Annotated in this window: 14 protein-coding genes; 11 read left to right on the top strand and 3 right to left on the bottom strand. The window is 69.2% G+C overall.

Translation table 11 applies throughout. The annotated features are described in order from the left end of the window. Positions 1–66: 66 nt before the first annotated feature. Positions 67–399, bottom strand: coding sequence for a winged helix-turn-helix domain-containing protein (locus tag OG906_RS42800; RefSeq protein WP_329449318.1), 333 nt, complete (start codon positions 397–399; stop codon positions 67–69). A 407-nt stretch (positions 400–806) separates the two neighbouring features. Here OG906_RS42800 and OG906_RS42795 point away from each other — a divergent pair, with 407 nt between their 5' ends. From OG906_RS42795 to OG906_RS42745, 11 genes are all read left to right on the top strand, one after another. Beyond that, a complete protein-coding gene (locus OG906_RS42795) occupies positions 807–1,391 on the top strand; it encodes a hypothetical protein (protein ID WP_329449317.1) in 585 nt (194 codons plus the stop codon). A 163-nt stretch (positions 1,392–1,554) separates the two neighbouring features. Next, a complete protein-coding gene (locus tag OG906_RS42790; RefSeq protein WP_329449316.1) occupies positions 1,555–1,767 on the top strand; it encodes a hypothetical protein in 213 nt (70 codons plus the stop codon). Then, positions 1,764–1,955, top strand: coding sequence for a hypothetical protein (locus OG906_RS42785; RefSeq protein ID WP_329449315.1), 192 nt, complete (start codon positions 1,764–1,766; stop codon positions 1,953–1,955). The genes OG906_RS42790 and OG906_RS42785 overlap by 4 nt, the downstream gene beginning before the upstream one ends. 169 nt (positions 1,956–2,124) lie before the next feature. After that, a complete protein-coding gene (locus OG906_RS42780; protein WP_329449314.1) occupies positions 2,125–2,409 on the top strand; it encodes a WhiB family transcriptional regulator in 285 nt (94 codons plus the stop codon). A 421-nt stretch (positions 2,410–2,830) separates the two neighbouring features. Next, on the top strand, positions 2,831–4,387 hold the full coding sequence (locus OG906_RS42775; RefSeq protein ID WP_329449313.1) for a DUF2637 domain-containing protein: 1,557 nt from the start codon (positions 2,831–2,833) through the stop codon (positions 4,385–4,387). Positions 4,388–4,671: 284 nt separating this feature from the next. Continuing rightward, positions 4,672–5,223, top strand: a complete 552-nt coding sequence (locus OG906_RS42770; RefSeq protein ID WP_329449312.1) for a hypothetical protein — start codon at positions 4,672–4,674, stop codon at positions 5,221–5,223. A gap of 124 nt (positions 5,224–5,347) precedes the next feature. Next, positions 5,348–7,165, top strand: coding sequence for a hypothetical protein (locus tag OG906_RS42765; RefSeq protein WP_329449311.1), 1,818 nt, complete (start codon positions 5,348–5,350; stop codon positions 7,163–7,165). A 12-nt stretch (positions 7,166–7,177) separates the two neighbouring features. Then, positions 7,178–7,549, top strand: a complete 372-nt coding sequence (locus tag OG906_RS42760; RefSeq protein WP_329449310.1) for a hypothetical protein — start codon at positions 7,178–7,180, stop codon at positions 7,547–7,549. A gap of 8 nt (positions 7,550–7,557) precedes the next feature. Then, positions 7,558–9,765 (top strand): hypothetical protein, encoded by a 2,208-nt coding sequence (locus OG906_RS42755; RefSeq protein WP_329449309.1) that lies wholly within the window; start codon positions 7,558–7,560, stop codon positions 9,763–9,765. 16 nt (positions 9,766–9,781) lie between these two features. After that, on the top strand, positions 9,782–10,189 hold the full coding sequence (locus tag OG906_RS42750) for a DUF6197 family protein (RefSeq protein ID WP_329449308.1): 408 nt from the start codon (positions 9,782–9,784) through the stop codon (positions 10,187–10,189). A gap of 58 nt (positions 10,190–10,247) precedes the next feature. Beyond that, positions 10,248–10,718, top strand: coding sequence for a hypothetical protein (locus OG906_RS42745; RefSeq protein ID WP_329449307.1), 471 nt, complete (start codon positions 10,248–10,250; stop codon positions 10,716–10,718). Between the two features lie 392 nt (positions 10,719–11,110). On the opposite strand, the gene OG906_RS42740 is transcribed toward OG906_RS42745, so the two are convergent. Together OG906_RS42740 and OG906_RS42735 are read right to left on the bottom strand one after the other, a co-directional pair. Beyond that, entirely contained in the window at positions 11,111–11,980 is an 870-nt protein-coding gene (locus OG906_RS42740; RefSeq protein ID WP_329449306.1) for a hypothetical protein, read from the bottom strand. A 6-nt stretch (positions 11,981–11,986) separates the two neighbouring features. Beyond that, complete coding sequence (locus OG906_RS42735) at positions 11,987–13,324, bottom strand: AAA family ATPase (protein WP_329449305.1); 1,338 nt, start codon at positions 13,322–13,324, stop codon at positions 11,987–11,989. Positions 13,325–13,539 lie beyond the last annotated feature (215 nt).

The following is a 13,539-nucleotide window of genomic DNA, read 5'->3' as shown; positions in this document are numbered from 1 at the left end:
TCTTACAACTTTGGTAGCGGAGCCGGAAGCGACCAGGGAGCGAAGGACATGCAGCGGGAGCCAGCGTCAGCCATCGCGTTTTCCCTCAAGCTTGTCCAGACGGGCCGTGAGCTCCGCTACCTGAGACTGAAGCACCTTGATGGCGAGTGCGGTCGGGTCTTGGTCGGCCTCACCCGAGGTGTCGCTGACGAAAGAGCCACGCCCTTGGTGGGAGTAGATCAGTCCCGCGTTGCGCAGTTCGGTAAGAGCTCGTTGGACCGTTCCTGCCGCGACGCCGTACTCCTCGGAGAGCTCCCGGATGCCGGGCAACTTCATGCCGGCAGCGAGTCGTCCCTGACGGATCTTCTCGCCGTAGTCCTGGGCGATCCGTTGGTACGGCTGCACGGCCTCGTTACTCATGAGCGACATCGTAAGACGACCCCCTCGACTTAGGTAGCTTCCCTAGCTTCCCTAGCTTCATTAACGAACCGCTTGACACAACCCCCACTTTATCAGCTAAGTTAGCTATGTCAGCTAAGAAGGTCTCTCGGTGAGAGCCCTCCCCCGCTGAACACCCCGTGGTAGCAGCTTCATCGCTTCCACATCCCGGGCCGGAAGCGGCCGGGAGCACCGCCCACAACCGCATAGCGCAGCACCGCATCGAGTTTTGTGGCCGCTCACCGGAGGGTGGGTGCCGGGAGACGTACCACGAGGTCCCTGGTCGGCTTGATGCGGGCGCAGCCTGACAGCAGTTGCGCTGCCTGTCCGCCACGGCCTCTTCGTGAGGCCCTGGCGGGCAGAGAACGCAACCACCTGTGGAGGAACCCATGAAGCACAACGGCCGGGCCCCGCTCCGGGCGAGCCGCGTTCGCCCCAACCTCATCAACCTGCGCGACGGCGAGAAGCGCGCCATCGTCTGCCCCGACTGCACCACCTGGCGGCCCATCCGGGACCGCATGGTCATCGCCCACCGGGCCGAACCGCACAGTGGCCGGCCCCGCCACCGTCGCGCCGAGCCGGGCCGCACACCCCGCTGCCCCGGTAGCGGCCAGCGCATTTGGTTCGACATCACCCCCGACCAGTGGCACGAGGCTCTGGCCGACGCCGTTACCGAGGCCGCCAGCCGCCAGGCCACCACGGTGCTGCCCAAGGCATTCAGCCCGGCGACCGACCGGACCCTGCGGGCCCGCGCCGAGCGCACCCCGGCCGGCCGCATGGCCGACTGGAAAGCGGTCCAGGTACAGGTCGGCGAGACCGACGCCGCCCGGAAAGAGTTCCCCGCCGGGGCGCGCCCCGCTGATGGGCCCCAGCTTCCGCAGGAGCCGGAGCACTTGGAGCGCCACGACCGGCGGCAGGCCGAGCTGGGCAAGCAGTACGCCGCCCGGAAGGCCGCGGCCACGTCGGCCGCCTGACCCGCACACCGCGACGAACGACCACGGCCCCGGCCGCCCCGCAGTAAAGGGGGCGGCCGGGGCCGTGGCTGCTCGTACAGCAGTCGACTCCCCAGCAAGGGAGTGATCGCGACAGCCCTTGGGATTGCGCCCCTTGGACTGTCCAGGACCCGTGGAGGACCTGATGCTCGACATGATGGCACGCCTTCTCCCCGCCGCTCCGTCGAACGGTGTCTACAGCGACATGGAGGACAAGGACAACGAGATCGGCCCGGAGCGAGACGAGACCGACAGCTTCTTCCAGCTGGTCGGCCCGCTGATGGCCGACGACATGGAGGAGCTGAGCCGGAAGCTCGCCGAGATCAACCGGCGCTCGTCCGAAGGAAGCGGCCGATGACCGCGCAGAAGGCCGACCCACTGTACGTCAGCTACATGGAGGCGTTCAGCGCCTCCACCCTGCACACCCGCGACTGCACGGCCTGCCAGAACGGCGAGCACTGCGCGGTCGGGGCGCCGATCCACAAGGCGTTTGCGAAGGCCCAGGACGCCTACCAGGTCCGGCAGTCCGCGAAGCGCCGCAGCTGAACCCGGCATTGCCCGTCGTCCCCGCCCCTTCATCCGGGCGGGGCCGGCGGAGAGCGCCGGGAGCTCACGCTCCCTCTTCTCGCTCCGGCCCTTCGGCCGCAGGAACAGAACAGCCCCGGGGATGCCGCCCCGGGGCTGTCTCGTACGCACGGACCCTCTGGAGGCCCTCATGCGCACCATCGTACGCACCCCGTCCAGCACGCCCGCCGCTGCGCCGAAGCCCCGTCCGGCCTGTGCCAAGGCCGACCCCGAGCTGTTCTTCGCGCACGCCCTGTCGACCCTGCAGATCGCACGGGCCAAGGCGATCTGCGCCACCTGCCCGCTGATGGCGCCCTGCCTCGAAGGCGCCCTGGAGCGCGGCGAGGAGTACGGCGTGTGGGGCGGACTCACCGAGGACGAGCGCCGCTCCCTCAAGCGCCGCGCGGTCCGCGGCCACGTCGCCAGCGCCGCCTGACCGCTTCGACTTCGCGCCCGCCTCGCGGGAGCCGTCCTCAGTTTCGCGCCCGCCCCACGGCACTTCGCGCGCCCGGCTTCCCGCCCCCCGGGTCGCCGGCCTTTTCGTGCGCCTGGTGCGGGTAGAGCCGGTGTCCGATGTCCCAACGATGACCCGCACCGACCGCCGTTTCGGGAACGCCCCTCCCCCGTTTCGCGGCCAGCCCCCGCCGTTTCGCGCACACCCTGAACGACCCCTCACGGAGGCCCCCATGACGCTCACCGACTGGCCGCGCACCGCGGCCGACTCTAACCTCGACCCGGCCGGACCGGCCGCCGTTTCGGGAGCACCTCAGCCGGTTTCGCAGGCGACCGGCACCGTTTCGGATGCGCCGGAGTCCCCCTCCGAGACGGAAAGTGGAACCGAAGGCAAGCCCTCCGGGATGAAGCTGACCGGCAGCCAGAAGTGGGCGACCGGAGCGATCGTGGCCGCCGCGCTCGTCCTCGCTGGCATCGGCCTCTACCTGTCCTTCGAGCACGTCGCGGTCTTCGCGTTCGAGAGGCTCCGCTTCGGCTCGATCGGCAAGGGCCAGCTCTTCGCCGTCGGCGTCGACGTCGGCATCATGATCATGATCGCGGTCGACCTCCTGATGGCCTGGCTCAAGCGCCCCATCAGCTGGATCCGCTACCCCGTGTGGCTGCTCACCGCGGCCACCGTCGTCCTCAACGCCGCCTCCGGCGCCCCCAAGGGTCGGGCATGGGGGCTGATGGACTACGTCGCGGCCGGCGCGCACGGCCTGGTCCCGGTCCTGTTCATCGCGGTGGTGGAGCTCGGCCGGGACGCCATCGACCGGATGGTGCGGCCCGACCGGGCCGAGCGGGACTCGATCCCGTGGATCCGCTGGACGCTTGCCCCCACGGCGACCGCCCGGATCTTCCGCCGGATGCGGCTGTGGGGGGTCAACTCCTACCCGGAGATGATCCGCCGGGACCAGGAGCTCATCGCCTACGAGCAGTGGCTCAAGCGCAAGCACGACGGTGACCTCTCCGAGGCCACCGAGGACGAGCTGCTGCCGATGCGGATGGCCCCGTACGGCTACACCGTCGCCCAGGCGCTCGCCATGCCCGACGAGCAGGACCAGGCAGCTCAGAAGCGGGCCGAGGACGCCGAGCGCCGGCGCCTGGACGCCGAGACCCGCAGCGAGGTTGCCCAGTCCGAGGCCGCGGCCGACCGGCTGCGCGCCAAGGGGAAGGTCGAGACGGTGCGCGCCGAGGTCGACGGCCAGACCGGCCAGGCCCGCGCGCACGCCCGCGCCCAGGTCAGCGCCGCCGAGCGGGCCGCCGCGCTGGAGGAGGCGGCGCTGGAGACGGCGGTCGTCGCCGAGGCCCGCGCCCGCGAGGCCGAGGCGGACTGCAAGACGGCGCTGGAGCGTGAGGCGGAGGCCGCAGCGGATCTCCGTACGGCGGCGCTTGAGCGCCAGGCGGCGGAGAAGCGGAAGGAAGCGGCGGAGGCTGACCGGGTGGCCGCGGCCGAGGCGCAGGCGGTCGAGACCCGGACCATCGCGGAGAACCGGCGGGCCGCTGCCGAAACGAACCGGGTCGCTGCCGAAACCGAGCGGGTCGCTGCCGAAACGGCGCGCGCCACCGCCGAAGCCAACCGCAAGAAGGCGGAGGAGGAGGGCCGCGAAGAGGAGGCTCTCGCGCAGATCGCGCGCTCCAAGAAGGAGGCCGCCGAAGCCGAGCGGGCCGCTGCCGAAACGCGGCGGGTCACCGCCGAAATCGAGCGGCGCGCGGTCGAAGCCGAGGACATCGCGAAGCTGAAGCCGCGCGAGCGCGCGGTCCGCCGGGTCGCCCGGATGATCCTCGTCGCCGGCGGCGTCGACCAGCTGCCGCTCGCCGACATCCAGCACGAGCTGGCCGTCACCTCCCCCGGCACCGCTTCCGAATACCGCCAGGAAGCCGCCGAACTGCTCGCCGGCGGCTACACCCCGGCCGCCTGATCCGCAGATTCCCCGCTGACCTGGTCAGCGACGGTGTCCGGCACCACCAGTGAGGGCCAGCCCGCGTCAATCGGGCTGGCCCTCGCTGCGACTGCCGGAAGCAGCCACAGCCCGCCCAGTACACCAGATTTACCGCCTTCAGCAGGCCGGTCTCTCGTACTGGGACCTTCTCTGTCTTCGGCTACGGCGAGGCCGGTATCGGCCGGTCCCGACGAAGCTGTCGCGCCCTCACCGAGACGCGCAAATGACAACAAAGCACCCCGCCCTTCCAAGGAGGAACCAGCGTGACCCACGACCGCGAACGCGAATACATCGACCAGAGATTCACCAACCTGACCAGGGGGTGGGAGCAGCCCGCTCCCACCCCCTACGGACCGCCCGCCAAGGCCCCGATGAGTGGCCAGGCGAAGGCCCTGCTGGCGATGGCCGGACTGGTCATCGTCGGGGGCAGCGCGGTCGGCATCTCGGCCTTCAGCGCGTCCTCCGGGCAGGCCGAGGTGCGGGCCCAGGAGCTCGCGCTCCAGGCCCAGCAGCTCGAGGTGGAGAAGGCCAAGCTGAACGCTCCGGACGCGAAAGCGGAGGAGCTGCGCATGGCTGGTTTCCAGAGGTGCATCGAGAAGGCCGGTTACAACAAGGACGTCTGCGCGCAGGCGTTCCCGGCCCACGGCGGAGTGAACCTCGGCGGCTCCAGGGGTGCGGTCAACGCGTCTTCCGCTTCGGACACCGGCCAGGGCGGCGGATCCGGCGTCACCGGCGGGCTCATCGTCGCCGGAGTCGCCATCGCCGGGATCGGCTACATGGTCCGCAAGGCCAACAAGGGCGCTAACGCCGCGTAGTTTCCTTCCTTCCTTCCTTCCTTCCCGGGCAGAAGGCCCGTTCCCGACCTCCTAGAGGCCGTGAACGGGCCTTTTCCTCAGGAAGGAAGGAAGGAGGGAAGTCACAGAAAGTGAGGATTCCGCAGTGACGACCCCGCCCGCCCCGCCCCCGATGCCCGCTCAGCCGCCCACGGTCGGGGCCCCGGCCACCGCGCCTGCCCCGGCCCCGGCGGCGCCTTCCGCCCCGGCTCCGGCACCCCCCGCCGGGGGCGGTGTCCTCGCTCCGGTTGCGCTCGCGCGCCCCACCCGGGACGCCTCCGGAGGGTCCGCCGCCTACGCCTCGCAGGGGGAGAGCGGAGGCTCGGACGGCAAGCCCGGCAAGGCCGAAAAGAACACGTCGAGCCCCGGTATGTGGAAGGGGATCGCGGCCTACATCGCGAACCGTCCGCAGCAGAAGGTCTCGGTGCAGCACACGATCAGCGAGATCCGCGGATCGTCCACCGACCGCAAGATCAACCACGGGATCACGGAGAAGAAGGGCGCCACCTCCGACACCAAGTCGAACCGAACGGCTACCACCGCTCACGCCAGCAAGAGCGACAAGTCCGCCAAGGACCACAACACCCGCGACGCCAAGACCTCGGCAGCCAGCACCAAGGCCGACAAGAACGCCCGCGACGCGAAGTCCTCCGACACCCGCAGCACGGCCGACAAGAACAGCCGCGACGCGAAGACCGCGGCGACCACCGCCAAGGCCGACAAGAACGCGCGCGACGCGAAATCGTCCGACACCCGCAGCACGGCCGACAAGAACAGCCGCGACGCGAAGACGGCGGCGGACCGCAAGGACCACGACACCCGCAGCACGGCGGACAAGAACAGCCGGGACACGCAGGACCGTACGGCCCGCGACGACAAGACCAGCCGCAAGACCGACGGCACTTCCGGGCGGCAGCCGCCGGAGAGCAAGCCCGCGGCAGTGAACACGCCGCCGAAGGCGCCCGCACCCGGCTCGGCCAAGGCGCCCGCCCCGGAGAAAGGGGGGTACAAGCCCGCCCCGGTGAAGCCGGCCCCCGCCACCACCGCGCGGGGACAGCAGCCGGGGCCCAAGCCGGGTCCCGGACGGTCCGCGCCGAATGGGCCCGGACCGTCCACGCCGAACGGGCCCGCTCCCGCCGCGCCCGCTCCCGTCCCGGTCGGCAAGCAGGGCAAGGTCAAGCCCCGTCGGGGCCCGTACACCGCGCAGCCCGCCCGCGAGGCCGGCTTCAACGCCGGGGCGCAGCAGGCCGCCGTCGACGCGGACAAGGCCGCGTGGAAGGACGGCTACGCGGACGGCCAGCAGGCCATCCGCGACAAGGCCGCCCGTGACAAGGCGCAGATGGACGCCGCCCGAAACCGCACCCGAGGAGTTCCGCCCGTGCCCGCCAAGCCCACCGCCCCGCCGGCCCCGCCGACGACCCCGCCCGCGCCCCGGCCCGCCCCCGCTCCGACCTCCGCGCCCGCGCCCGCTTCGGGGGCGGCCCCGCTGGGGGCGACGGTGTCCGGCGACAGGGTGCAGCTGTCGAACGGCAACACCCTGACCCGCGGCGAGGTCCGCAACCTGCGCGCCTTCACCCGGTTCCTGACCGGCAAGGAGCAGCAGACCCACCAGATCGTCGACCAGTGCAAGCAGGCGAAGGAGGTCTCCGCGGACCGCGTGAAGCAAATCCAGGCGCTGATCGACCAGTGCCAGGACCCGAAGCTCAAGGGCGGCAAGCAGCTGGTTGCCTCGCTGCAGAAGCTCTGTGAGGCCACCGAGCAGCAGGCCCGCGAGGCCGACAAGATGCACGGCAACGCGCAGCGCGGCATCGACGCGCTCCAGACCCTCAACAAGAACGCCGAGACCCGTCACGGCGGTGTCTACAAGGCGGTGGTCGACTCGCCCGAGACCAGCCCCGCCGAACGCGCCTTCTACGCCCGATAAGGAGACACCCGCATGGCAGAGACCACTTACCGCGCGCTGCGCGCGGAGGTTCAGAAGGTGGCCAACTCGGTCGCCAAGGACGGCGAGACGATCCGGGGGATCGGCCAGCGGGCCGACCAGAACGCGGGCCACGTGGCCTACGTCGCCGATCAGCTCGCCGGCCTGGAGGTGGACACCAACACGACCGGCGAGGCCAAGGACGTTGCGCGGATCATGCGCGGTGTCTCCACGGCGGCCATCGCCGCGGCGTCCGCCGCCGACAACGTGCGCGGCGCCGCCCGCGCCGCCGACGCCCAGGCCCAGAAGAGCCACGAGGGCATCGACGAGCAGGTCAACGCCATGGGCGTCCCCATGGCCCGCGCCAGTTTCTACACCGAGGAGTAGACCCCGCCATGTCCGAGATCACCGTGACCCGCCGCCCGCACATCGCCGACCAGGTCCCCGCGCTCGTCTCGGTGATCGCCCCGCCCGCCCTGGGTGCCCTCACCCCGCTCTTGGAGCCCGGCCTCGCCGCGCTGACCGCCGCCGCAACGGTGTGCGGGAGCGCGGCGTTCGCCACCCACTACGTGGGCCGGATCACCGCCAACATCCTGGATGCCACGGGGATCGGGGACGTCCTGGTCGCCCAGCGCTCCACCCTGCTGGGCTCCAGCCTGCTGACCTCCATGGCCACCGTGCCGGGCGCGTTCCTCGGCCCGGCGTACGCGGACGGCCTGCTTGCCGGGTTCCTCGACCCGGCTTCGGTGTCCGGGCTCGTCTCCGCCGCCTGGTGGACGATGTGGGCCGGCCTCACCATCAAGCTGCGCCCCGCCCTGGCCGCCCGCAAGGTCCGCATCACCGCCCCCACCCCGGAGGCCGGCCCGGCCGCCGCCCCGGGGCCGGGCGGTCTCTACAAGGTGTGGTCCGACCACATCTCCGGCGAGGGCGGCGCGCACCCCGGCCAGCACCTCGTCGGCGTGATCGACACCGGGGAGCAGTGGGAGGGCATCATCGAAGCCCCCCAGGGCAAGTCGGTGAACGTGTCCGCCGACGCCGTCGGCTCCGCGTACCGGGTACCGGCCGCCTGCGTGACCTTCGCGCCCGGGCACCACCCGGGCGAGCAGTACGTGACGGTGCGCCGGACCCCGCCTGCGGAGCTGGACCCCACCACGATGGAGGGGATGTGGGCCCGCCTGGTCCGGCCGACGGTCATGCCGGGCACGCACCTCAAGGACGCGCAGGTCGACCCGGCGACCGGTGGCTGGGTGGCGTGGGTCGTGGCCGACGAGGACAGGGCGGCCCTTCCCGTTCCGAACCGCACGGACCTGGTGGGGGCGCTGCGGTCCACCATGACCCTGGTCGACTACCAGCCCAACAAGTCCGACCCCCGCAAGGCGAAGATCCACATCATGGAGAAGAACCCGCTGGAGGACGGGGTTCCCTTTCCCGGCCCGCGGGTGCTGGAGCCGTCCCCCGGCGGCTACATCTCCATCGGGCGCGGGGTGTCGGGCCGTCCCGCCCGCCTCCAGCTTTTCGACCCCGTCCTCGGCGCGCAGCACGTGTTCATCGCCGGGGTCACCGGATCCGGCAAGGGCGGCGCCGTCCAGATCATCGCGCTCGCCGCGCACCTCGCCGGGATGGCGATCATCTACGGCGACCCCAAGGGCTCCAGCAACCCCGACATCGAGAAGATGGCCGCCTACTCGGCGACCGGCGATGACGCGATCAAGGCCCTGCGCCTGGCCTACGCCATCCTCAAGCACCGCATCGCCGAGTCGGCGCGCCTCGGGCGGAAGAACTTCAAGGCGACCGACGCCTGCACGTGGGTCATGACGATCATCGACGAGACCCACATGATCACCGACACGGCCACCGACACCGGCAAGGAGGCGGTGTTCATCCTGGACAAGCTCGCCTCGCTGGGCCGCAACCTCGGCATGACGCTGCTGATCGTCAACCAGGCGGTGAACGCGGCCAAGCTCGGCGGCGACACCGCGATCCGCACCAACGTCATCCAGGGCGGCGCGATGATCATGCTCCGCACCGACAGCGCGCAGTCCAACCTCGTGACGGTGGAAGGCTTCGAGGGCATCGACCCCGGCGCGATCCCTGCCGCCTGGAACATCGAGGACGAGCCCCTCGTCTGGTCCGACGACCTGCCCATCAACGACCCGAAGCGGACGTTCGGCCTCGGCTACGTCGGCTCGCCCGGCGAGCCGGTGCAGATGATGCGGACCTGGGTCCTGGAATCCGCCGCCCCCTACATCCGCCACGACGCCGTCATCTGGCCGCAGGACTTCACCGGCTGGGACGACCGGCACGAGATCGCCGACACCCCCGTGAACGGCGGCGGCGAAGCCCCGGCCAGCAGCAGCTCGGGCTGGGGCAGCGGCGGATACGAGCCCCCGCCCGGTGGCGGCTTCAAGGCGCCGCCGGAGCCCGCCGCGGACGCCGCCGTCCTGCAGTGCCTCGACGACGCGGTCGGCCTGGAGGTTCCCAAGAGCACGATCCTCGCCCTCACCAACATCAACGAGAAGACGCTCGCCAACACCCTGACCGACCTGGTCAAGAAGGGGGCCATCGAACGCGTCAAGCCCGGCGTCTACCGCAAGAACCCGTAGAAGGGAGCCAGCCCCCATGCTCGGCAATCTCATGAGGCCCGCACACCGTGCGGGCCTCCCCCGCCCCGACGCCCGAGCCGTACAGGGCCTGATCGGTCAGGTCGACGCGGTGTACGCCGCCAGCCCGACCGGCTACCCGGAACCCAGCGTCCGGCACACCCTGCGCACCGGCCGGGAGCTGATCATCCGTTACGGCTGGACCCGCGGAAACCTCTGCGACCAGCACGGCCTGTGCCTCCTCGGATCGGTCCAGGCCGCCGCCCTCCCCTACGACCCGGCCGTGTGGGCGAGGGAGGTACGGGCCGCCGAACTCCGGTTCATGAGCACCCTCGGCACCACCGACCCCCACGAACTCCCCCGCTTCAACAACCGCCAGACGTGGGCCGGCCCGGTCCTCGACCTCCTGCTCCGCGCCGCGAACTGAACCAACTCGGCCCGGTAACTGCTGGGCGTACGGGCCCTGGCTGCGGTTTCATGAGGTCATGGACTCGACCGAGGGCACGACCGACTTCCAGGCGCCGTGCAACTGCGGCGCCCTCGGCGACCACCAGGCCAACCCGAACTGCGCCCATTCCCCGACCATCCGGATCGAACTGACCGGTGGCCGCTCGGCCTGCCTCGAAGCCCTCGGGGTCCTCCGCGCCAGCTACTACCTGTTCCCCGAGCACGAGTGGCAGGACCCCGACACTCAGGAGTGGGTCTTCAAGCTCGGCGCCGTCAGGTCCCACTGGCGGCCGCTCCCGCCCCCGGCGCCCACCGCCCCGGTGGCGCCCACCCCGAAGGCCGCCGTGCTGGCCTACCTGAACGACGCCGTGGGCCTGGAAGTCGGTGAGGATGCGATCCGCGTACTCACCAACCTCGATCAGGAGACCCTCGCCAACACCCTGACCACCTTGGTCAAGACCGGCGAGATCGAACACGTCCGGCCCGGCGTCTACCGCAAGAACGCGTAACCCCACCAGCTCCACTCGCCCAACCTCAGCGCCCCGCCCGGAGAACGCTTCCCGGCGGGGCGTCGCACTGTTCTGCCCAAAACCCCAGCCATCAGGAGACACCGCCCGTGCGCCGCTACGTCTACTTCGGGTGTCGCGGCAGTTGCTGTGTCCCCTCAGGCGAACACTGATGTCCTTTTCTGATGCCGCCCGAGACTCTAGCGGGTGGCGGAGATCACATAGCTGCGATGAGAGCCCTGCGGAGTCTCGGGCGGATCTGCCGTGTGTGAGGAGTTCGGCGGAGTCGAGGCCACACCCCACTGAGAGTGATCCTGATCTAGCAGACGTTGAACCGCTAGCCAGCGGCGATGTAGGCGCCGCTGCTCAACGGTCAGCCGGCCCGAGGCCCCCGACTACCGTGCCGCCCTCGCCAGGGCCCACGCGGTCTCACCGCTGCTGGTCTCCCAGTGGCTTGTGCTCAGGTAGATTCCGCTCCGTTCGAAATGCTCACGGCCGTAGGCGGCGCGGGCGGACCGCTCGATGACGTCCGCGCCAACTTTGGTGGCCCAGCGGCGCTTGGCGACCAGGTGGAAAGCCTTCGCCAGGTCGTGTCCTGAGCAATAACGATGTGGTTCCTCGATGCCCGCGAGTTCGCGTCGCAGGGAGTCCAGGAGGTCGGGGTAGTCCTCTGGGTCTTTCTCGGCCCTCTTGCAAGCGATCTCGATCAGCTTGCTGAGGTCGACGGAGCCATCGCGGACGCTCGCGACCTGGTCGAGTGGGAACTTGCGTAGCGCCAGGCCCAAGCCGTCACGGCTGGATATGAACCTAAGGGCCCCGACAGCAAAGGCCAGGTCGACACAGGCGGTGCTGATGTCGCTGTGTGAGCAGCCAGGTGCCCCGCGCTTGAAGGTGTGGTCCGTGCAGAACGTGGCTGCCAGCTTCTCGTAGACGCCCGGCGTGAAGAAGATGCACGCGTCCATGTCATAGAAGTCGGTGTAGGCCACCTCGGAACGCTTCACTCCCTCCTCTAGAATGCCGACCCAGTCTCGGTCCAGGAACGCGAAGACGTCGCCCAGGAGCGTGCCTTCGTCGAGTCGTGCGATCGCGCCGAGGGCGCGATCCTTACCGAGGGCTGGGACAGTCGTGAAGTGCTCGTCGTTGATGAATTCGTCGAGCACATGGCAATCAGTCGGTCCTTCGAGGATGATGAAGGCGCGCAGATCGTTCGAACGCAGCATGATTAGCTCGGCGTACAGGTCGTCGCCGTCAAGGATGTCGAACACTGGGACCTACTCCGTGTCCGGGCCCAGGACGACCATCCGGTCTGCCCATTTGCCAGCGATCTGTGGTGAGTGAGTTGCGATGATCGTCCGGAACTTCACCAGCTCGGCGATCTTTTGTAGATCACGCATGAAGGCTTTCTGCCATGAGACGTGCAGCGAAATTTCCGGTTCATCGATCAGGACCAAGGCGCCGGGCTCTGTGTTGAACAGTAGGTCGTAGGTGAGAACTAGTTCGTGTTGCTCGCCAGATGAAAGCGAAGTGAGGTCCAGTTCCTCGCCATCATCATCGTTGGTGATCTTGAAGCCCTGGTTGCCGTCGATCTCCAGAGTCTTGAAAAGGAAACGGCTGTTAACGACGTCGCGTAGCAGGGAGACGCGATCGAGGATGTCATTGAATGTTGAAAGCTTGTCCTCGGTGTCCCGCAGGTATGTCCACAGTACGGCCCGTTGCCAGGGCTCCATCTCCTCCGGGATGTCGATCACTTCGGTCTGCTCGTCGACCAGTGAAACCTCGCCCAGTCGCCGCCGCCATTCCTCCTGTTCCACGTAGCGGTCCCGGATCTCCTGCTCGCTCACATCTGCCGGTTCTTCCAAGAGGCGCCGTGGATAGGTGCGATCCAGATCCTGCGAGGTGCGGGAATTGTCCTCCAGGGCCTTGGCGAGTCGGCCTCGGAGTTCCTTGGAGAACTCCTCGACCTTGGTCGGAGACGCGGCCGTCCGGGCCCTCCCGGGTTGTTCCTCGGAGCTCTGCAAGCCGCGGAGGCGGTGCGTGTCGATGAAGTGCACTTTGAAGTCGCTGAGGAACTCACGCAGGCTCTGCGGTGCCGGCTCGCCCATGAACTCATGAAGATCCCGTTGAATCTCCGGGTTCAGCTCGCTCAGCACGCTCCAGACGTCTACGTCGGACCTGTGCAGGAGAAGGTTACGCAAGTCTCGCTCGCGTCGTGAAAGGCTCTCGAATCGCGAGGGCGACCTGAGCAGGGTCCGGCGCAGGGCGTCTGATGTCGCGTCCGATTCTCGTGGAGACCAGGTCTCGGTTTCGACCTTTTCTCCACGGAGGTGGAATCGAAGACCGTTGGGCTCCTGCGTCTCTGTTTTCTCAACCGTGAGGACCGAGTTATCGCTGAACTGCAATTCTAGTGACCTGAAGGGAGTGCGGGTCAGTTCGGTGAAGTTCACGGGCCACGCGAGCGCGCTCACGAGATCCAACAACCTGGTTTTACCGACCCCGTTTGGGCCGTGGACGATCACGAAGGTATCGCCTGCAGGGAAGTCAACTCTGTGGTTGAACCGGCCGAACAGGCCTTCAACCCGCACCCTGGTCAGACTGCGGTCCTGGCTCATGCGTCACCTCTACCTCGTCACCGTGAGCGGCGTCGCTGATGCTATCGCCGTCCTGCGGATCTCAACCGGTGTTGCCCCAGTTCGTTGGGGTCAGTCCCGTCGGCCTGCTCTGGGTAACCCTGAGGCCGAGTGCGATGGCTGGAGCACTCTCCGGGGTGCCTGTCGAGAGTGGAGGGGGGCATCTACTGACCGGGCTCGATCACGATGCAGGTTCT

The sequence above is a fragment of the Streptomyces sp. NBC_01426 genome (assembly GCF_036231985.1).
In the GTDB taxonomy this organism is placed as follows: domain Bacteria; phylum Actinomycetota; class Actinomycetes; order Streptomycetales; family Streptomycetaceae; genus Streptomyces.
Note: the sequence above shows the minus strand (reverse complement) of the source record. Positions and strands in the feature narration are given on the sequence as shown.